We start from the raw sequence: 18,371 nt of genomic DNA, 5'->3' as shown, positions 1-18,371 counted from the left end.
AGGCACTGGCGATGACATCCTCTCCCCCATTCGCCCAGTCCTCGCTGCTGGTCGCCGTCGGCGGCGGCTTCGGCGCCTGGCTGCGTTACCTGACCAGCCGCGCCTGGCTCGCCGCGGTCGGCCCGATCAAGGCCAGCGCCTTTCCCTGGTCCACCCTCACTTGCAACGTGCTGGGCAGCCTCGCCATGGGCGTGCTGATCGGCGCCATGGCCCGCTACGGCCACCACGGCGGGGAGCAGCTACGCCTGCTCCTCGCGGTCGGCGTGCTCGGCGGCTACACCACCTTCTCCTCCTTCGCGATGGAGTTCGCCCTCTTCGTCGAGCGCGGAACGCTCGGCATGGCGGCGCTTTATGTCGGCGTTTCGCTGGCGGCGGGCTTCACCGCCCTCTTCGCCGGGCTCTGGCTGATGCGGGGAGCACACGCATGAGCATCTCCGATCAGGTCCGCCAGTTCACCGTGGGCGCCGATGACGACGGCGTGCGGCTCGACCGCTGGTTCAAGCGTCACTTGCCGCAGGTCGGCTTCGCCACGGTCTCGCGCTGGGCGCGCACCGGCCAGATCCGGGTGGACGGCAAGCGCGCCGATCCGGCCGACCGGCTGACCGCCGGGCAGGTCCTGCGCGTCCCCCCCGGCGGCGCCACCCCCGAAAAGGGCGCGCGCGCCCGCAAGCCGCTGACCGAGGCCCAGATCGAGCTGGCCGATTCGATCGTGATTCATCGCGACCGCGCGGCGATCGTGCTCAACAAGCCGCCGGGCCTCGCCACGCAAGGCGGCAGCGGCACCTTCGAGCATGTCGACGGCCTGCTCGATGCCTATGCCCAGGAAGGCCCCCGCCCCCGCCTCGTCCACCGGCTCGACAAGGACACCTCGGGCGTCCTTCTGATCGCGGCCACGCCAGGCAGCGCGGCCTTCTTCTCCAAGCGCTTTTCCGGTCGCTCCGCCCGCAAGATCTACTGGGCGCTGGTCACCGGCGTTCCCTCGATCGACGATGGCCTGATCGAACTGCCGCTGGCCAAGCAGCCGGGCACCGGCGGCGAAAAGATGATGGTCGACGAGTCCGGCGAAGGCCAGCCCGCCCGCACCCGCTACCGGGTGCTGGACCGGGCCGGCAACCGCGCCTGCTGGGTCGAGCTTCAGCCGATGACCGGACGCACGCACCAGCTGCGCGTCCACATGGCCGCGATCGGCCACCCGATCGTGGGCGATGGCAAGTATGGCGGGCAGGAAGCCTTCCTCTCCGGCTCGATCAGCCGCAAGATGCACCTCCACGCACGCCGCCTGATCATCGAGCATCCCGACGGCGCCCCGCTCGACGTGACCGCCGAGCTGCCCGAGCATTTCGCCAATTCGATGGAACAGCTCGGCTTCAACGAGGCTGACGGCGCCGACCTGCCCGAAGCCCCCCGGCTGCCGGAAAAGGAAGCCAAGAAGGTCGCGGCCAAGGCCCACGCCAAGCAATACCGCAAGGAGCGGCGCGGCGAACGGCGCAAGCGCAGCGAAACCCCCGGCGGCGCCCGCAAGCCCACCGGTCAGCGCGCGGGCAAGCCGGGTGCGAAAGCGGGTGCCAAGCCTTCCGGAAAGCCTTCCGCAAAGCCCGCCGCCAAGGCTGGCGCGCGGCCCACCGCCAAGCCTGCCGCCCCGCGCAAGGGGCCTCCGCGCGGCAAGAGCTGATGCATCCCGACCCGCGCTTCCGCCACGAGGACCGGGGCCTGCTCGAGGCGCTGGTCGATCAGGTCGGCTTCGGCATGGTCTTTTTGACCACGCCGGACGGGCCGCGCGTCGCCCATACCCCGCTGCTCCCGGCCGGTGACGGTTCGGTGCGCTTCCACCTGTCGCGCGGCAATGCCATGTCCAAGTGGCTGAATGGCGAAACCGCGCTGATCGTGGTCAACGGGGCGGACGGCTATGTCTCGCCGCGCTGGTATGCCGATACCGAGCAGGTGCCGACCTGGAACTATGTCGCGCTCGAGCTCGAAGGCCGGGTGCGGCGGATGGACAGTGACGGCCTCGTGGGCCTGCTTGGCGCGCTCTCGGCCCGGCACGAGGCGCGGATCGCGGCGGGCGAGCCGTGGACGATGGACAAGATGCCCCCCGAAAAGCTGCGCGCCATGCTGGCCGGGATCGTCGGCTTCGAAATGGAAGTCCTCGCCTGGCGGCCGACCTTCAAGCTCTCCCAGAACAAGCCGGCGGACGAGCGCGCCCGGGTGGCCGACGGGCTGGCAGCGGAAGGCGCGGTCGGCATTGCCGAACTGATGCGCAGGCTGGTGCCATGACCCTGGCAACCGTCCCGCTCAAGCTCGCCGTGTTCGATTGCGACGGTACGCTGGTCGATGGCCAGGGCGCCGTGGTCAAGGCGATGCACGAGGCCTTCGCGGCTTCCGGCCTTTCCGCGCCCGATGCCGGGCAGGTGCGGCGGATCGTCGGCCTCTCGTTGCCGCAGGCGGTGATGCGGCTGGCGCCCATGGCCGATGCCGAGCAGGTGCGGCTGACCGTGGCCGAGTACAAGGCCGCCTACCGCGCGGCGCGGGCGTCGGGCGAATTGTCCGAGCCGCTGTTCGACGGCATACCGGAGGTGCTCGATGCCCTCGCCGCCGCGGGCTGGACCATGGGCGTCGCCACCGGCAAGTCGCTGCGCGGGCTCACCCACTGCCTCGCCGGGCACGGGCTGTCCGGCCATTTCGTGACGCTGCAGACCGCCGACCACCACCCCTCCAAGCCGCACCCCGCCATGCTCGAGGCCGCGCTGGCCGAGGCTTTCGCCGAGCCGGAGCAGGCGGTGATGATCGGCGATACCGCCTTCGACATGGCTATGGCCGTTTCCGCCGGGGTGCGGGCCGTCGGCGTGGCCTGGGGCTATCACGGCGCGGCCGAACTGATCGGCGCGGGCGCGGCCTATGTCGCCGAAACCCCGCAAGACCTGCTGGAGTACTTGATCGATGGCTGACGCGCCCGATCCCGCGAAGAAGCGCTTCATCGCCCTCACCCTGATCCGCTGGACCGGGGTGGGCCTCGTCCTGCTGGGCCTGCTGATCAATGCCGGCAAGATCGCCCTTCCGGGCATCGTTGGCGTGGTACTGGTCGTGGTCGGCCTGTTCGACGCCTTCGTCATGCCGGTAATCCTGGCGCGCAAGTGGAAATCGAAAGACTGATGAAGCGGTTCTACAAGGATGTTACGGCGGCCGAGCAGGAAGGCGGCTGGCAGGTGCTGCTCGATGGCCGGACGGTGAAATCGCAGGGCGGCCGGGCCCAACTGGTGCCGAGCGCGGCCCTGGCCGCGGAGCTCGCCGCCGAATGGGCCGCGCAAGGGCCCGACATCGACCCCGCCGCCTTCGTCCTGCGCGACATGGCCGACTATGCGATCGACGTGATCGGCAATGACCGCGAAATGGCGATCCGCGAACTGCTGCCCTACGCCGAGACTGACACCCTGTGCTACCGCGCGGAAGCAGGCGATGCCCTGCGGCGCAAGCAGGACCTCCTGTGGGAGCCGCTGGTCACGGCGGCCGAGGCGCGGCTAGGCGTGCACTTCGAGCGGATCGGCGGGGTGATCCACCGCCCCCAGCCGCCAGAGACCATGCTGCGCCTCGAAACCCTGCTGGGCGGGCAGGACGATTTCGCCCTCGCCGCCCTCAGGAACCTCGCCGGCCTCGCCGCCTCGCTGATCACCGGCCTCGCTGCGCTGGAACCTGATGCCGACACCCCGGCCCTGTGGCACGCAGCGCACCTCGAGGAAGAGTGGCAAGCCGAACGCTGGGGCCGCGACGAGGAAGCCGAACTACGCAGCCAGCGCCGCCGCGAGGCCTTTCTGGCAGCGGCAAGGTTCGCCGCGCTGGCGCGGGGCTAGGCGGCCGGGAGAGCCTTGAGGCTGAACGACTGTCCGTTATTGGGATCTCCTTGCGGAGTGTCGGACGGCAGGATTGTCGGGAAAGCGGACATTTTCGCACTCAGATGAAGTTCGCCCCGCATTTCGTGCATCTGTGTCGCAGCGGTAAATGCACGCCGCCATATTCCTGTCCCCAGAAGCGCGTCGAGAACCGCTCATCTCGCTTAAGCCTTTCGTCCGCTTGGAAATCGGCGAAGGCAGGATAGCCGCATTTGTAGCATCGGATATTGAACAGCCAGACACTTGGAATGAAGCCGACGAAAGCTACAAGTGAGGGCCAAAAAAAGCCGAGCGGCCATCCGACGAAGCAGGTCAGAACAAATGCGGCGCTCACGGCTGCTGCGAACCATTGCCAAGTCCGCGCAATGCGGAAACGTCTGGGTATCCGGTCGGTCTGGACGCTCATGGGCCCGAGGATGCCCCAGCGGACCTAATGTCCGCAATGGGTCGCATCCGGTCAGGCAGCTTTCAATGCAAATTTTCGGAAACCAGCCGCCCGAAGCCCGCACCGACACCCCCACCCAATCTCAAGCCCCATTCTCCCCAAAATGCCGCATCTTCCCCAGCCACTCCTCGCGCGTACCGGCATCATCGATCCCGCCGATCACCGTGGTCTCGACCGGATCGATCCCGACAAAGCGCAGCACGTTGCGCTCCAGGCTCTTGAGGCTGTGGGCGCGGTAGAACACGCGGTAGGCGATGCCCGGCATCCCCATCGTCACGACCACCCGCGCCGAGCGGCCGCGCAGAAGCTTCTTCGGAAAGCCATGCTCGGCATAGGCCAACGCGAAGCCGGGGCGCAGGGCCTGTTCGAGGAAGGCCTTGAACAGGGCCGGCACGTCGCCCAGCCACAGCGGATAGATCATCACGATATGCTCGGCCGCGCGGATCTGCTCCTGCGCTCTCACGATCGCCGGCGGCGCCGTGCCCTCCATCCAGTCGGCGGGCGAGCGCAGCAGCGGAAAGTCCAGCTCTCCAACGCGCAGCCGCTCGACCGTGTGGCCGGCGCTCAGCGCGCCCTCGGCATAGGCTTCGGCGAGCGCGTGGACATAGTGATCCCGCGCGGGATCGGGATGGCCGTCGATCACGAGGATGCGGCGCGTATCGACCGTGTCGTTCATGGCGCTCACCTAGCCTTCCGGCGAGGCCCGCGCCTTGAGCGGGATCAACCGATCCAGTCGGCCACTTGCCTCGCCACGTCGTTGGCCGCGCGGTTCAGGGCCGGGGCGGCCTCCCGGCTTTCGGGATCGACCCCGTTTATACGCGCCTCGAACCGCTTGGTCGACACTTCCCCGCCCGGCTTTTCCAGCACGGCGTCATAGCGCACCACCACGGTGCGCGTGGGTCCGTCGTAGCCAAGGTCGAGCAGCCGCCCGGCAAGGCGCAGGCGGCCGCTGGCCGTGCCTTCGTTGTCCTCGAAGACGAGGCGGCCGCCCTTGGCGCGGATCGTTTCGGCGAGCAGCGAGCGGAACAGCCGCGTGGGCCGTTCGACCCACATCGCCTTCTTGAGATAGGCCACGTTGGAGGGATCGACCGCCACGGCCACGCGCTGGACAGCAAGACGGCGATCGGTCTCCGGATCGAGCACCACGAGCGCCTCGGCCGCCGTGCCGCTGGCCGTGCTGCCGGCGGGTACGCTGGTCTCGGCGGTCAGGGTGAACAGCGAATCCGGCCCCTTGCCCCCGCCGAAGCTGATGCAGCCCGACAGCGCCAGGGCGAGCCCGGCCGAAAGGGCCATCAGGCCGGAGCGGAACAGCGAGCGGGAGTGCATCTTGGCGGTCCTTGTGGCCGGGAATGATCCGTGGGGCGTCATGGCTTGTAATCCGGCAGCTTGGGGCCGTTGATCACGGCGGCGGCGCCCTGGTCGTCGATCTTCTCGGTCACGTTGCGCAGGGCCCGGGTCGTGGCGCGCAGGTCGCGGATCGCGGCCTCGGCGGCCGGCAGCGTGGTCTCCGAGAGCTGGCGCGCGGCCGGGCGGGTGTCGGCCAGGGTCGCCTTGAGCGCGTCGGCGGCGCTCTGCGCGGAAACCAGCGTTTCGCGCAATTGCTTCGCCAGCGGCTGCCCCTGGTTGTCGAGCAGGTCGTTGGCCTTGCTCGCCGTGGTCTCGAAAGCGGCGAGCGTTTCCGAGGCCTGGCGCAGGGTCACCTGCAGCTCGGCCATGGTCCGCTCGAACTGCGGCGAGGCATCGGCAAGGTTCGCGGTCATCCGGTCGGTGTTCGCAAGGATGCCCTCGATCGCCTTCTGGTTCTTGTCCGAGAGCAGCACGGTCAGCCGCTCGGTCAGCGTCGCCAGCCGTTCGAGCAGCAGCGGCGCGTTGGAGAGCAGCGCGCCCAGCCCGCCGCGCCGGGTCGGGATCACCGGCGCGCCTTCGGGCCCGGGTTCCACGATCGGCGGGGCACCCTTCACCGCGCCTTCGAGCTGGATGTTGGACACGCCGGTGAAGCTGCCCTGGATCGTCGCCGTCGTGCCCTGCAGGATCGGCACCTTGCGATCGACCTTGATCCGCACCCGCACGAAGCTGGGATCGCGCGGCCACAGCTCGATCTTGGCGATCTGCCCGGCCGGAACGCCCGAGAAAGTCACCTGCGAGCCCTTGGCCAGCCCGTCGACCGACTGCTTGAAGAAGATGTCATATTCGTTCTGCGCACCCTCGTTCAGCCGGACGATCCAGATGAAGAAGGCCGCGATCGCCGCCACGAGAGCGAGCGTGACCGCACCGACCCAGACGTGGTTTGCGCGGGTTTCCATTCAAAGCACCTTCTGGTTGGCGCCATGCCTGGCACCATGTTGCGCATCGCGGGCAGCTCGCCCTCGCGGGCCGTTGAAATATTCCTGGATCCACGGATGGTCGAGGGCAAGCAGTTCCGGAATTGTCCCGACCGCGATTACCTTCTTGTCCGCAAGGACCGCAACCCTGTCGCAGATCTCGTAAAGCGTATCGAGATCATGCGTGATCAGGAATACGGTGAGACCGAGCGTTTCCTGCAGCGCGCGGGTCAGCTTGTCAAAGGCGGCGGCGCCGATCGGGTCGAGCCCGGCCGTCGGCTCGTCGAGGAACAACAGCTCCGGATCGAGCGCGAGGGCGCGGGCGAGGCCGGCGCGCTTCTTCATCCCGCCCGAAAGCTCGGCCGGATACTTGTTCACCGCGTCCCGCGGCAGGCCCGAGAGCATGACCTTGAACTGCGCGATCTCGTGGCGCAGCTGCTCGGCGATCTCGGGATAGAACTCCTTCAGCGGGACCTCGACGTTTTCCCCCACGGTGAGCGTGGAGAACAGCGCCCCGCCCTGGAACAGCACGCCCCAGCGCGCGCGGATGTCGATATCCTCGTCGCCCTCGGCGTCCGTGATCGAACGCCCCAGCACGGTGATCGATCCGTCATCCGGCACCTGCAGCCCGATGATCGAGCGCATCAGCACCGACTTGCCCGTGCCCGAACCGCCGACCACGCCGAGGATCTCGCCCCGGTTGACCGTGAGCGAGAGCCCCTCGTGAATCACATGGTCACCGAACGAGTTGCGCAGGTTCTCGACCACGATCGGATGCTGCGGATCGTCGGGCAGGAAGGTTTCGCTCATCCCCTCAGCCCCACCCGACCTTGGTGAAGAACACGGCGAAGAAGGCATCGAGCACGATCACCATGAAGATCGCCTGGACCACGGCCTTGGTCGTGCGCAGGCCCACTTCCTCGGCATTAGCCTTGACCATCATGCCTTGATAACAGCCCGACATGGCGATGATGAAGCCGAAGAACGGCGCCTTGATCAGCCCCACCCACAGGTCGCGCACCGGCACGACCTCCTGGATGCGCAGGAGGAAGGTGACGAAGGGAATGTCGAGCACCAGCTGCGAGATGAAGGCCCCGCCGATGATCGCCAGCACGGCGGCATAGAAGCCAAGCAGCGGCATCATGATCACCGAGGCCAGCACCCGCGGAATGATCAGCGCCTCGATCGGGGAGACGCCGATGGTGCGCATGGCATCGACCTCCTCGGTCAGCTTCATCGTGCCGATCTGGGCGGCGAAGGCCGAGCCGGAACGCCCGGCAACCATGATCGCGGTCATCAGCACGCCCAGTTCGCGCATGGCGAGGCGGCCGGTGAGGTTGACCGTATAGACCTCGGCCCCGAACTGCTGGAGCTGCACCGCGCCCTGCTGGGCGATCACGATGCCGACGAGGAAGCTCATCAGCCCGATGATGGCGAGCGCCGAAACGCCGACCAGCTCGAGCTGGCGGATCAGCGCCTTGCCGCGAAACCGGCTCGGCGCGGAAACCAGGTGCCAGCAGGAGACGAGGATCGCCCCGAAAAAGCCGATCACGCCGACCGAGCCCTCGCCCACCTCGACCACGAGGTCGCCCACCGCCTCGGGCACGCGTTCGACCAGCTCGGGGCGGGGCGCAGCGATCGAACGGTCGCCGTGCGAGCGGCTGACCGCGTCGATCAGGCGGCGGGTTTCCTCGTTCTCGCAGACGATCTCGGCCCCGGTATCGCGCGCCAGCCGCCAGGCGACCCAGGCGCCCACCGTGTCGATCGCGGTGGCCGGGGTGAGGTCGACCTTGGCCAGCGGCCCGGAAATCGCGCGCAGATCCGTATCGAGCCCGCCGACTCCGGCCACGGTAAGCGGGCCCGTCAGGGTCACGATCTGCGCGCCCCCTTCCCCGTCCGCCAGGGTATAGCCTGCCAATTGCCTCATCGGATTGGGTTCATGGGCGAAATTGTGCCATGCGACAAGGGGCCCGGCCGCTGCGGTGAAGCCGGTGGGTTGCGCATGCGCATGCCCGCTGGCAAAGCGCCGTGCCATGAGCGCCAGCGAAAAGACCCTCGACAAGACCTTCGATCCCGCCGCGATCGAGACGAAGTGGTATGCCCATTGGGAAGGCAGCGGCCTGTTCCGCCCGGCCCGGCCCGAGGCCCAGCCCTATACCATCGTCAATCCCCCGCCCAACGTGACCGGCTCGCTGCATATCGGCCATGCGCTGGATAACACCCTGCAGGACATTGTGATCCGGTATGAGCGTCTGCGCGGCAAGGATGCCCTGTGGGTGGTCGGCACCGACCATGCCGGGATCGCCACCCAGATGGTGGTCGAGCGGCAGATGGAAGCGCGGCAGGACAAGCGCACCAACTACAGCCGCGAGGATTTCATCGCCAAGGTCTGGGAATGGAAGGCCGAGAGCGGCGGCACCATCACCCGCCAACTGCGCCGCCTCGGCTGCTCGATGGACTGGTCGCGCGAACAGTTCACCATGGACCCGCATTTCACCAAGGCGGTGCTCAAGGTCTTCGTCGACCTCTACAATCAGGGCCTGATCTACCGCGACAAGCGGCTGGTGAACTGGGACCCCAAGCTCAAGACCGCGATCTCCGACCTTGAGGTCGAGACCCGCGAGGTCAAGGGCGGCTTCTGGCACTTCAAGTACCCGCTGGCAGACGGGGTGAAGCGCGCGGACGGGCTGGCTTACATCGAAGTCGCCACCACCCGGCCCGAAACCATGCTGGCCGACATGTGCGTGGCCGTGCACCCCGAGGACGCGCGCTACAAGGCGGTGATCGGCAAGGACATCGTCCAGCCGCTGACCGGGCGCCGGTTCAAGGTCGTTGCCGACGAACACGCCGATCCGGAACTGGGCTCGGGCGCGGTAAAGATCACCCCGGGGCATGACTTCAACGACTTTGAAGTCGGCAAGCGCGCCGGGATTCGGGCTGGGGACATGCTCAACATGTTCGATGCCGAGGCGAAGGTGGTGCAGACCGCCGACGGCCTGATCCCCGAGCAATACCTCGGACTCGACCGCTTCGTGGTACGGGACCTGATCGTGGCCGACATGAAGGCCGCCGGAATGCTCATCCCCCATGTCACCAAGGACAAGGAAGGGAACGAGACCGAGCACGACGCAGAGCCGCGCACGATCCAGACGCCGTTCGGCGACCGCGGCGGCGTGGTGATCGAACCGTGGCTGACCGACCAGTGGTACGTCGATGCCGAGAAGCTCGCCGTCGCCCCGCTCGAGGCCGTGCGCTCCGGCGCGATCGAGATCGTCCCCAAGTCGTGGGAAAAGACCTTCTTCAACTGGATGGAAAACATCCAGCCGTGGTGCGTCTCGCGCCAGCTGTGGTGGGGCCACCGGATTCCGGCGTGGTATGCCGAGGACGGCGAAGTCTTCGTGGCAGAGACCGAGGAAGAAGCACAGGCGCTCGCCGGCAACAAGGTGCTGACGCGCGACAATGACGTTCTCGACACGTGGTTCTCCTCGGCCCTCTGGCCTTTCGCCACGCTCGGCTGGCCGGACGAGACCGAACTGCTCAAGCGCCATTACCCCAACGACCTGCTCGTTTCCGGCTTCGACATCCTGTTCTTCTGGGATGCGCGCATGGCCATGCAGGGCCTGCACCTGATGAAGGAAGTCCCGTGGAAGCGGCTCTACCTCCACGGGCTGGTGCGCGCGGCCGATGGCCAGAAGATGTCCAAGTCCAAGGGCAACGTGGTCGACCCATTGGGCCTGATCGACCGTTACGGCGCCGACGCGCTGCGCTTCTTCATGGCCGCCATGGAAAGCCAGGGCCGCGACGTGAAGATGGATGAGAAGCGGGTCGAGGGTTACCGCAACTTCGCGACCAAGCTGTGGAACGCGGCGCGCTTCTGCCAGTCCAACGGCATCACCGGAAGCACTTCGGTCGCGGCGCCGTCCGCCACCTCCGCGGTCAACCGCTGGATCGTCGGCGAAGTGGTCGAGACCGTCGCGGCGCTGGATCAGGCCATGGCCGACCTGCGCTTCGATGCCGCCGCCAACGTGATCTACCACTTCGTCTGGGACACCTTCTGCGACTGGTACATCGAGCTGATCAAGGGCAGCTTCGATGAAGAGACCAAGGCCGTCGCCGGCTGGGTGCTCGACCAGATCCTCGTCATGCTCCACCCCTTCATGCCCTTCGTCACAGAAGAGCTGTGGAACGCACTGGGCGACCGGCCGAATGAGCTGATCGTGGCCGCCTGGCCCGCCCCGGCCGCCGAGGTCGATGCCGCCGCCAAGGCCGAGGTCGAATTCCTGATCGGCCTCGTCGGCTCTTTGCGCACGGCCAAGAACGAACTCGGCATCGCGCCCGGCGCCAAGCTCGACGCTTACCTGCCCGACCCGAGCGAAGCGACGCGCGGGATCATCGAGCGCAACCCGGCGGCGATCGACCGCCTCGCCCGCCTGAACGGCATCCGCTTCGAAGCCGCTCCGGCCGGCGCGGCGATGCAGGTCGGCGCCGGCGATGCCAATATCGTGATCCCGCTCGAAGGGGTGATCGACATCGCCGCCGAAAAGGCCCGCCTCGAAAAGGCCCTCGCGACCTCGGAAAAGGAAGCCAAGTCGCTCGCCGGGCGCCTCGGCAACCCCTCTTTCGTCGAGAAGGCCAAGCCCGAGGCCGTCGAAAAAGCCCGCGCCGACCACGCCCTCCACGCCGCCGAAGCCGAACGCCTCAAGGCCGCGCTGGCAAGGCTGGGCTGAACCATCGTCCTCCCCTCCCGCAAGCGGGAGGGGGCGGGGTGGGCCGGACGAGGCGCGACACAAGACCGAAAAACCGTTTCCTACCGGCTCACAGTCTGACAGGACAAAGCCATGAGCCCCGCCCCGTCCCCCCACCGCGCCGCGCGCCCGATTTCCGGGCCGAACGCGGCCTGCCGAGCGGGCCGGAACATTTCCGCCAGAACCCTGTCAACTTCGTCAACTTCGCCCCGAAACGGGACGCGCGCGCCGTGCTGACCCTCGCCACCACCACCCCCGGCGAACCGGAAATCTTCGCCTCCCTCCAAGGCGAAGGCGCCTCCCTCGGCCGCCCGGTCGCCTTCGTGCGCCTCTCGCGCTGCAACCTCGCCTGCCAATGGTGCGACACGGCCTACACCTGGCGCTTCACCGGCGATAATCGCCCCCACCGCGACGATCTCGCCTTCGAGCGCACCGCCAACCAGCTGACGCTCGAGGAAGCCGAAGTCGCCGCCCGGATCGCCGCGCTGGGGCAGGACCGCCTCGTCATCACCGGCGGCGAACCGCTGCTGCAAGGCGCCGCGCTGGCAAAAATGTTGGCCCTGCTGCCCGAAGGCATGACGGTCGAGATCGAGACCAACGGCACGGTCGCCCCCCACCCGGCGCTCGACAGCCAGGTCGCCCAGTACAACGTCAGTCCCAAGCTGGCGCACAGCGGGAACCCGGCCGAACTGGCGCTCGTTCCCGAACGGCTGGCGGCCTTCGCGGCCGATCCGCGCGCCTGGTTCAAGTTCGTGATCGCAAGGCCGGAAGACGTGACCGAAGTACTCGCGCTGCAGCAGGCCCATGCCATTCCCGGCCTGCGCATCTTCCTGATGCCCGAGGGCACCAGCAGCACGGTGATCAACGAACGGCTCAGGTGGCTGGCCCCGCTCGCGCTCGAACACGGCCTGCGCCTGACCGACCGGATGCACATCCACCTCTACGGCGATACGAGGGGCACATGAGCGAGACCGTCCTCATCGAAGTCGAACCGGCCGGACAGGGCGATGGCCAGCCCGCGCGGCTCAAGGGCGACCTCACCGAGGGTCCGATCCTGCGCACCCTGCTCGCCTTCTCGATCCCCACCCTGATCGCCAACGTGCTGCAAACGCTGAACGGCTCGATCAACGCGGTCTGGGTCGGCCGCCTGCTCGGCGAGAGCGCGCTGGCGGCCACGGCCAACGCCAACGTCATCATGTTCCTGCTCTTCGCCGCCGTCTTCGGCTTCGGCATGGCCACCACGGTGCGCGTCGGCCAGCATTTCGGCGCGCGGGACATCGCCGCCGCCCGCCGCACCTTCGGCGCGGGCCTCGGCTTCTGCGTCCTGATCGCGGTCGGTGTCGGGCTGGCCGGCGCGATCTGGTCTCCCGCCCTGCTCCACGCGATGGCGACGCCCGCCGCGAGCCTTGCCGAGGCCGATGCCTACCTGCGCGTGATCTTCGTCACCACACCGCTGGTCTCCGCCTCGATGATGCTGTCGATGGGCCTGCGCGGCGCCGGGGATTCGCGCACGCCGCTTTACGCGATGATCCTGACCGTCGTGCTGGACGTGATCTTCAATCCGCTGCTGATCCGCGGCATCGGCCCCTTCCCGCAGCTCGGCATCGCCGGCTCTGCCCTCTCGACCGCGCTGGCTAACCTTGCCGGGGTTTGCCTGATGGTCGCCTCGCTCTACTGGCGCGACCTGCCGCTGCGCCTGCGCGGGGCGGAGCTGCGCTGGCTGTTTCCGGGCCGGGCCGAGACCGCTTACGTGGTGAAGAAGGGCCTGCCGATGGGGGCGCAGATGCTGCTGATCTCCTCGGCCCAGATCGTCGTCGTCGGCCTCGTCAACCGCGAGGGGCTGGACACGACGGCCGCCTACGGGGCCTCGGTCCAGCTCTGGAACTACCTGCAGATGCCAGCCATGGCGATCGCCTCGGCGGTCAGCGCGATGGTTGCCCAGTCGGTCGGCGCGGGCAAGCATGGACGGGTGCGGCAGGTGACCCGCACCGGCATCCTCACCACCCTGGCCTTTACCCTGACCATGGCCGGACTGATCATCGTGGCAGACCGCCCGCTGCTCGCCCTGTTCCTCGGGGGTGAGAGCCGCGCCCTGCCGATCGCGGCGCACATGCAGCTGATCTGCACCTGGTCCTTCGCCATCTCGGGCATCATGATGATCCTCACCGGCACCATGCGTGCCTATGGCGAGGTGATCCTGCCGCTGGTGGTGATGGCGATCGCCTTCTACCCCGCCCGGCTCGGCTTCTACTACGCCTTTCACCCGCTGATGGGGGCCGAAGCGCTGTGGTGGTCCTACCCGGTCAGTTCGGCCGCGGCCGTTGGGCTGACCTGGCTGGCCTACGCGCGCGGAAGCTGGCGAAGGAAAGCGCTCGGCGCCTGAACCGGCTCAGGGTCGCGCTTGCTAGCGGCCCTGGGCGCGCCAGCGCATGACGGTGCGCTGGACCATTTCCTCTTCGCCGCCGGACTGTCGCCACAGCTCGCTGATCGAGGGGTCGGCCGAAGCCGGGCGCTTGATCTCGTCGAGGTCGTCGAAGGCCACGCGGATCGGGATCGAGACACCCTCGCCGCAGATGATGCATTCCCGGTTGCGCAGCGCCGGGATCGAATCGAGGAACCCCCGCGCGCCTTCGGGCATGGCCGCCTTCACGAAGGCCTGGTCACGGTCGTTGTTGAGACGCATCGAGATGATCGTGCCGCACTGCGACAGCACGCCTTCGGCAAGATCCGACGGGCGCTGCGTGATGAGGCCCAGCGAAACGCCGTACTTACGGCCTTCCTTGGCGATGCGGCTGAGGATGCGCCCCACCGAGGAACCATCGGCATTGCGCTCGTTGGGCACGTAGCGGTGTGCTTCCTCGCAGACCAGCAGCACGGGGCGGGTTTCCTCGTCACGCGCCCAGATCGCGAAGTCGAAGATCATCCGGCCGAGCACGGCCACCACGGTCGAGGTCACTTCGGACGGGACGCCCGAGACGTCGATGATCGAGATCGGCTTGCCCACGGCGGGCAGGCGGAACACCTTGGCGATGAATTCGGCCATCGTATCGCCAACCAGCACGCCCGAGAACATGAACTGGTAGCGCGGATCGCCCTTGAGCTCGTCGAGCTTGGTCTTGATCCGCATGTAGGGGATCGAATTGGTGCCCTTGTCGAGCTTGCCCATCTCGTTCTGGAGGATGTTGGACAGGTCGGACAGCAGATAGGGGATCGGACTGTCGACCGTGATCTTGCCCATGCCTTCGGCCAGCCGGTTCTTCATCCGCGCCTGAAGCAGGCACTTGGCCAGAATGTCGGCATCGACCTGCCGCGCCTCGCCGCGCGCGGTGAGCAGGACCTCGCAGTGCTCCTCGAAGTTCATCAGCCAGTAGGGCAGTTGCAGGTTCGTGGTGTCGAAGATCAGCCCGGTGTTGCGGAAGGCCGCGGCATATTCGCCGTGGGGGTCGATCATCACGATATGGCCCTGCGGCGCGCTCTCGCAGATCTTGTGCAGGATCAGCGCGGCGCTGGTCGACTTGCCGGTACCGGTCGAACCGAGCAGGGCGAAGTGCTTGCCGAGCAGGGCATCGATATAAAGCCCGGCGCGAATGTCGCGCGTGGGAAATACAGTGCCGACCTGGATCGAGGAACGCCCGTCGCTGGCGTAGATCTGGCGCAGGTCGTTGCTGGTGGCCGGATAGACCATGGCGCCCGGGATCGGATAGCGGGTGACGCCGCGGCGGAAGCCGTGGATCTTGCCGGTGAGCTTTTCCTCGTCGCCTTCGCCGAGGAAGTCGATCGAGGCTAGAATTCCGCCGTCGACCTTGCTGTCCTGCCGCTGGGCGCGGACCGAGGCGAGCAACCAGCCGCGCCCGACCCTGATCTTGATCTGGCTGCCAACCTGCCCGGCCAGCGCGACCGAGGGGTCGGCATCCTCGGTGCACTCCTGCAGGCGCTTCAGGTCGAGCGCGACGGCCGAGGACGAACCGGAAATGTCGAGGATCATGCCGATCGGCTCGCCGGCATTGCCGGAGGCGATATACTGACGATCGCCGACGAGATCGGGCGAAAGATCCTGCAGACTTGCGGGGTTTGCCCTGTCGAAACCCCTCATGCTCATGTCGGACATTATCCACCAACCCGGTTATGCAAGGGGGCCAGACTAGGCACCGGGAGTTAATATTGGGATAAGTCGCCCCGCCCCGCCCGGATCAGCGCAGGGCGAACAGCCGGCCCGCGAGCCAGCCCATGCCGACCGAGATTGCCACGACGAGGAGGCCGTAGACCAGCCCGTCGTTGCGGGCGAAATCGGCGATCCCCTTCTCGAACCCCTGCTTGCTCACCTCGACCCGCGAGATCGCTGAGGCCACCACCCGGCCGCGCGCGATGGCGAAGGTCTCGGCCGTATAGGTGCCGGTCTGGACATTGGAGGGCAGCTTGATCCGGGCCTGGTAGAGCACCTGTTCCTTGACCTGCACCGCATCGGCATTCTGCTGGTAGAGCGTATCGCCCGCCATCAGCGCCACCAGCCCGGCGGAAAAACGCGCCTGTATCCCAGGATCGATCGTGCCGATCGGCGAAAGCTGGAGGAAGGGCAGGCCCAGTTCGTAGATCGCCGCCGTGCGGGTATCGACGATCCGGTCGATCGGGCGCGAGGAGGCGACCGCGTAGAAGGTCGGGGCGGAGCGGAACTCGGCGCTCTCGGCATTGACCCAGATGCCGAGATGCTTCTGCTTCTCGCGCACGGTGATCGAGCGGGTCGGCCCCTTGAGCACGACGACGATGTCATAGTCCCGCCCGGCCCGCGTGCCGGCCGGATCGAGGATCGCGCCGAACAGCAGCAGTTCGGTTCCGGTGAAGCCCTGCCGCACCTCGACCTCGTGCTGCGAGATCTCGGGGACGAGGATCGGATCGCGCGCCGCGCCCAACATGATGAGGCACAGCAGGGCGAACAGCCGCCTCACAGCGGACTGACCGTGTAGATCGCATCGGGCCGGTAGGTCAGGCCCAGCGCCATGCGGAAGGCAACGATCAGGACGATCGCGGCAAGAACCAGCCGCAGCCGCTCGGGCCGCACCTGCAGCGCGACGTTCGCGCCGACCTGCGCCCCGGTGACCGAACCGAGCAGCAGCAGCACGGCGAGGACAAGGTCGACCGCCCGCGTGGTCAGGGCGTGCGTCATGGTCGTGGCCATCGTCACGAACATGATCTGGAACAGCGAGGTGCCAACCACCACGCTCGCGCTCATGCCGAGAATGTAGAGCATGGCCGGAACCAGCATGAAGCCGCCGCCGATCCCCATCAGCATGGTGAGAATGCCGGTCGCCATGCCGAGCAGCAGCGGGGCGAGCGGGGAAATGTAGAGCCCCGAACGGTAAAAGCGCCAGCGCCACGGCAGGTTGGCGACGAGCGGGTGATGGCGCCGCTTGCGCGCCGGCAGTGGGATGCCGGTGCGCTGGGCCCGGATCTCGCGCACCGAATCGCGCGCCATGAAGCTGCCGATCCCGCCGAGCAGCAGCACGTAGAGCACGTTGATCACCGTATCGATCTGGCCGAGCGCGGTGAGCAGGCGGAACAGGAGCGCGCCGAACCCGGTGCCGATGATCCCGCCGAGCACCAGCATGCCGCCCATCTGGTAATCGACCCCGCCGCGCCGGGAATGGGCGAAAACGCCCGAGACGCTGGCCCCGGTCACCTGGCTGGCGGCCGATGCGGCGGCGACCGTGGGGGGAATGCCGTAGAAAATCAGCAGCGGCGTGGTCAGGAACCCGCCGCCGACCCCGAACATGCCCGAAAGCAGCCCGGTCAGTCCACCAAGCGCGATGATGACAAGGCCGTTGACCGCGAGGTTGGCGATAGGAAGGTATACGTCCATCGTTGGCGCCAACCTAACCGGGCCGGACCTCCAATAGAAGCGGCTTTCCCCTGAAAGCGGGGGATTTTCAGAAGCCGGTCGAAAGGGTCAGGACGGGGCCGGATTCAGGGCGCGAACGGCCCGCGACCCGCAGCCGATAGTCGGCCTCGATCCGGGCGGTGGGGCCGGCATTGCCGAGCCGCACGGTCAGGCTGGCGACCGGGCCGAGATCGAGGCGCGAGGCGCCGCGCTGCTTGGCGCCCCAGATCCCCGCCCCGGCCTTGAGCGTGAGGTCTTCCCCAAGGTCGGCCACTGGGCGCTCCGCCCGGGCCAGCCCATCGATGAACCCGGTGGGCTTCGGCCCGCCGACCCAGCCGCCCTGGACATAGGCCTCGCCGACGAAGCCGGCCCCCAGTTTCTGCGGCGGCAGTTCGGTCACCACGGTCAGCGCCGGGCGCAGGCGCGCCGTGCTGCCCTTGCCCTCGGTCACGCGGCCTTCGGCCATCACCACCAGCGGCAGGGCGGAAACCGGACGCAGCGAGAGGCCCAGTGCCGCCTCGTGCTGGCGCGTCTGGCCGATGGCCAGCGCGGCGCGGGCATAGACCGACGGCTTGTTCGGGCTTGAAGGGGCGAGGCGGTAGCGGATCACCGCCCCGGCCTGGCTGGCGCCATAGGTGCCCGGCAGCGGGCCGGGCGCGATCGGCCCTTGCGGATCGGGGCGCAGCAGCAGCCAGCCATCGGCCGACCAGCGCCGCGCCGGAGCCACGGGCGGAGGGACGAAGGCTGGCCCCTTGGCCCGGCCGGGCGCCGGATCGGAGAGGGCGAAGGGCGGCAGCGGGATCAGCGCGGTTGCCGCCATCCACAGCGCCGCGTGGCCCCCGGCGGCGGCAAGCTTCGCCTGCATTTCCGGCGAGGGCGATGGGGCGGCGGCCGGGGCCAGAGCCTGGGGCGGCGCGAGCGGGGCCTGCAGCAGCGGTTCGGGCGCAACCTCGACCTGCGGAGCCAGCGGACGCGGCGGCAGGGCATGGCCCGCAGGCAGGCCCCAGTCCGGCGCGGCGGCGCGGGCATGGCCGGCGGCGCGGCCATGCCCGCCGATCAGGGCGCGGGCCGCGCGCATCAAGGCCGGGCGCGCGGCGCCGGCCT

The 18,371-nt window shown here is 68.1% G+C and carries 19 protein-coding genes; 9 read left to right on the top strand and 10 right to left on the bottom strand.

The window, feature by feature from the left end:
* The first annotated feature begins 11 nt into the window (after positions 1–11).
* Genes H7F51_RS00095 through H7F51_RS00070 form a run of 6 tightly spaced genes read left to right on the top strand, consistent with a single transcriptional unit; the run spans position 12 to position 3,845 of the window.
* Positions 12–428: a fluoride efflux transporter FluC gene (locus H7F51_RS00095; protein ID WP_185662177.1), complete on the top strand. Its 417-nt coding sequence runs from the start codon at positions 12–14 to the stop codon at positions 426–428.
* Positions 425–1,672, top strand: coding sequence for an RluA family pseudouridine synthase (locus H7F51_RS00090; RefSeq protein ID WP_185662176.1), 1,248 nt, complete (start codon positions 425–427; stop codon positions 1,670–1,672). Before H7F51_RS00095 ends, H7F51_RS00090 begins: the two co-directional genes overlap by 4 nt.
* Entirely contained in the window at positions 1,672–2,274 is a 603-nt protein-coding gene (locus H7F51_RS00085) for an FMN-binding negative transcriptional regulator (RefSeq protein ID WP_185662175.1), read from the top strand. Before H7F51_RS00090 ends, H7F51_RS00085 begins: the two co-directional genes overlap by 1 nt.
* Positions 2,271–2,945 carry an HAD-IA family hydrolase gene (locus H7F51_RS00080; protein WP_185662174.1) on the top strand — a complete coding sequence of 225 codons (675 nt, stop codon included), beginning with the start codon at positions 2,271–2,273 and terminating at the stop codon, positions 2,943–2,945. Before H7F51_RS00085 ends, H7F51_RS00080 begins: the two co-directional genes overlap by 4 nt.
* Entirely contained in the window at positions 2,938–3,150 is a 213-nt protein-coding gene (locus tag H7F51_RS00075; RefSeq protein ID WP_185662173.1) for a hypothetical protein, read from the top strand. The genes H7F51_RS00080 and H7F51_RS00075 overlap by 8 nt, the downstream gene beginning before the upstream one ends.
* Entirely contained in the window at positions 3,150–3,845 is a 696-nt protein-coding gene (locus tag H7F51_RS00070; protein ID WP_185662516.1) for an ATP12 family protein, read from the top strand. The genes H7F51_RS00075 and H7F51_RS00070 overlap by 1 nt, the downstream gene beginning before the upstream one ends.
* 100 nt (positions 3,846–3,945) lie before the next feature.
* Here the strand turns inward: H7F51_RS00070 and H7F51_RS00065 are convergent, their stop codons facing one another.
* The 6 genes from H7F51_RS00065 to H7F51_RS00040 form a co-directional block, all read right to left on the bottom strand.
* Complete coding sequence (locus H7F51_RS00065) at positions 3,946–4,290, bottom strand: hypothetical protein (protein WP_185662172.1); 345 nt, start codon at positions 4,288–4,290, stop codon at positions 3,946–3,948.
* 121 nt (positions 4,291–4,411) lie between these two features.
* On the bottom strand, positions 4,412–5,005 hold the full coding sequence (locus tag H7F51_RS00060; protein ID WP_185662515.1) for an NAD(P)H-dependent oxidoreductase: 594 nt from the start codon (positions 5,003–5,005) through the stop codon (positions 4,412–4,414).
* 44 nt (positions 5,006–5,049) lie between these two features.
* Positions 5,050–5,655 carry an ABC-type transport auxiliary lipoprotein family protein gene (locus H7F51_RS00055; protein ID WP_246447548.1) on the bottom strand — a complete coding sequence of 202 codons (606 nt, stop codon included), beginning with the start codon at positions 5,653–5,655 and terminating at the stop codon, positions 5,050–5,052.
* Positions 5,656–5,693: 38 nt separating this feature from the next.
* Entirely contained in the window at positions 5,694–6,632 is a 939-nt protein-coding gene (locus H7F51_RS00050) for an MlaD family protein (protein WP_185662170.1), read from the bottom strand.
* Positions 6,633–7,460: an ABC transporter ATP-binding protein gene (locus H7F51_RS00045; RefSeq protein WP_185662169.1), complete on the bottom strand. Its 828-nt coding sequence runs from the start codon at positions 7,458–7,460 to the stop codon at positions 6,633–6,635.
* A gap of 4 nt (positions 7,461–7,464) precedes the next feature.
* Entirely contained in the window at positions 7,465–8,577 is a 1,113-nt protein-coding gene (locus H7F51_RS00040) for an MlaE family ABC transporter permease (RefSeq protein WP_185662168.1), read from the bottom strand.
* 106 nt (positions 8,578–8,683) lie between these two features.
* Here H7F51_RS00040 and H7F51_RS00035 point away from each other — a divergent pair, with 106 nt between their 5' ends.
* The 3 genes from H7F51_RS00035 (at position 8,684) to H7F51_RS00025 (ending at position 13,778) form a co-directional block, all read left to right on the top strand.
* Positions 8,684–11,377, top strand: a complete 2,694-nt coding sequence (locus tag H7F51_RS00035) for a valine--tRNA ligase (protein WP_185662167.1) — start codon at positions 8,684–8,686, stop codon at positions 11,375–11,377.
* Between the two features lie 248 nt (positions 11,378–11,625).
* Complete coding sequence (locus H7F51_RS00030; RefSeq protein ID WP_185662166.1) at positions 11,626–12,360, top strand: radical SAM protein; 735 nt, start codon at positions 11,626–11,628, stop codon at positions 12,358–12,360.
* A complete protein-coding gene (locus H7F51_RS00025; protein WP_185662165.1) occupies positions 12,357–13,778 on the top strand; it encodes an MATE family efflux transporter in 1,422 nt (473 codons plus the stop codon). Before H7F51_RS00030 ends, H7F51_RS00025 begins: the two co-directional genes overlap by 4 nt.
* A gap of 21 nt (positions 13,779–13,799) precedes the next feature.
* On the opposite strand, the gene H7F51_RS00020 is transcribed toward H7F51_RS00025, so the two are convergent.
* The 4 genes from H7F51_RS00020 to H7F51_RS00005 all read right to left on the bottom strand — a co-directional run.
* Positions 13,800–15,503 carry an ATP-binding protein gene (locus H7F51_RS00020; protein WP_185662164.1) on the bottom strand — a complete coding sequence of 568 codons (1,704 nt, stop codon included), beginning with the start codon at positions 15,501–15,503 and terminating at the stop codon, positions 13,800–13,802.
* An 82-nt stretch (positions 15,504–15,585) separates the two neighbouring features.
* On the bottom strand, positions 15,586–16,338 hold the full coding sequence (locus H7F51_RS00015; RefSeq protein WP_343061143.1) for a TIGR02186 family protein: 753 nt from the start codon (positions 16,336–16,338) through the stop codon (positions 15,586–15,588).
* Positions 16,335–17,249 (bottom strand): sulfite exporter TauE/SafE family protein, encoded by a 915-nt coding sequence (locus H7F51_RS00010; RefSeq protein WP_185662163.1) that lies wholly within the window; start codon positions 17,247–17,249, stop codon positions 16,335–16,337. Before H7F51_RS00010 ends, H7F51_RS00015 begins: the two co-directional genes overlap by 4 nt.
* Before the next feature lie 67 nt (positions 17,250–17,316).
* Positions 17,317–18,371 (bottom strand): hypothetical protein (locus H7F51_RS00005; protein WP_185662162.1); only part of this gene is annotated, 1,055 nt, incomplete at its 5' end.

Source organism: Novosphingobium flavum, assembly GCF_014230315.1.
In the GTDB taxonomy this organism is placed as follows: Bacteria; Pseudomonadota; Alphaproteobacteria; order Sphingomonadales; family Sphingomonadaceae; genus Novosphingobium; species Novosphingobium flavum.
Note: the sequence above shows the minus strand (reverse complement) of the source record. Positions and strands in the feature narration are given on the sequence as shown.

What these genes read in the sequence shown, in the direction of transcription:
- H7F51_RS00090 (WP_185662176.1), top strand. Translation starts at nt 425, where the DNA reads ATGAGCATCTCCGATCAGGTCCGCCAGTTCACCGTGGGCGCCGATGAC.
- H7F51_RS00085 (WP_185662175.1), top strand. Translation starts at nt 1,672, where the DNA reads ATGCATCCCGACCCGCGCTTCCGCCACGAGGACCGGGGCCTGCTCGAG.
- H7F51_RS00055 (WP_246447548.1), bottom strand. Translation starts at nt 5,655, where the DNA reads ATGCACTCCCGCTCGCTGTTCCGCTCCGGCCTGATGGCCCTTTCGGCC.
- H7F51_RS00010 (WP_185662163.1), bottom strand. Translation starts at nt 17,249, where the DNA reads ATGGACGTATACCTTCCTATCGCCAACCTCGCGGTCAACGGCCTTGTC.
- H7F51_RS00035 (WP_185662167.1), top strand. Translation starts at nt 8,684, where the DNA reads ATGAGCGCCAGCGAAAAGACCCTCGACAAGACCTTCGATCCCGCCGCG.
- H7F51_RS00060 (WP_185662515.1), bottom strand. Translation starts at nt 5,005, where the DNA reads ATGAACGACACGGTCGATACGCGCCGCATCCTCGTGATCGACGGCCAT.
- H7F51_RS00080 (WP_185662174.1), top strand. Translation starts at nt 2,271, where the DNA reads ATGACCCTGGCAACCGTCCCGCTCAAGCTCGCCGTGTTCGATTGCGAC.
- H7F51_RS00020 (WP_185662164.1), bottom strand. Translation starts at nt 15,503, where the DNA reads ATGTCCGACATGAGCATGAGGGGTTTCGACAGGGCAAACCCCGCAAGT.
- H7F51_RS00025 (WP_185662165.1), top strand. Translation starts at nt 12,357, where the DNA reads ATGAGCGAGACCGTCCTCATCGAAGTCGAACCGGCCGGACAGGGCGAT.
- H7F51_RS00045 (WP_185662169.1), bottom strand. Translation starts at nt 7,460, where the DNA reads ATGAGCGAAACCTTCCTGCCCGACGATCCGCAGCATCCGATCGTGGTC.
- H7F51_RS00065 (WP_185662172.1), bottom strand. Translation starts at nt 4,290, where the DNA reads ATGAGCGTCCAGACCGACCGGATACCCAGACGTTTCCGCATTGCGCGG.
- H7F51_RS00050 (WP_185662170.1), bottom strand. Translation starts at nt 6,632, where the DNA reads ATGGAAACCCGCGCAAACCACGTCTGGGTCGGTGCGGTCACGCTCGCT.
- H7F51_RS00040 (WP_185662168.1), bottom strand. Translation starts at nt 8,577, where the DNA reads ATGAGGCAATTGGCAGGCTATACCCTGGCGGACGGGGAAGGGGGCGCG.
- H7F51_RS00070 (WP_185662516.1), top strand. Translation starts at nt 3,150, where the DNA reads ATGAAGCGGTTCTACAAGGATGTTACGGCGGCCGAGCAGGAAGGCGGC.
- H7F51_RS00075 (WP_185662173.1), top strand. Translation starts at nt 2,938, where the DNA reads ATGGCTGACGCGCCCGATCCCGCGAAGAAGCGCTTCATCGCCCTCACC.
- H7F51_RS00095 (WP_185662177.1), top strand. Translation starts at nt 12, where the DNA reads ATGACATCCTCTCCCCCATTCGCCCAGTCCTCGCTGCTGGTCGCCGTC.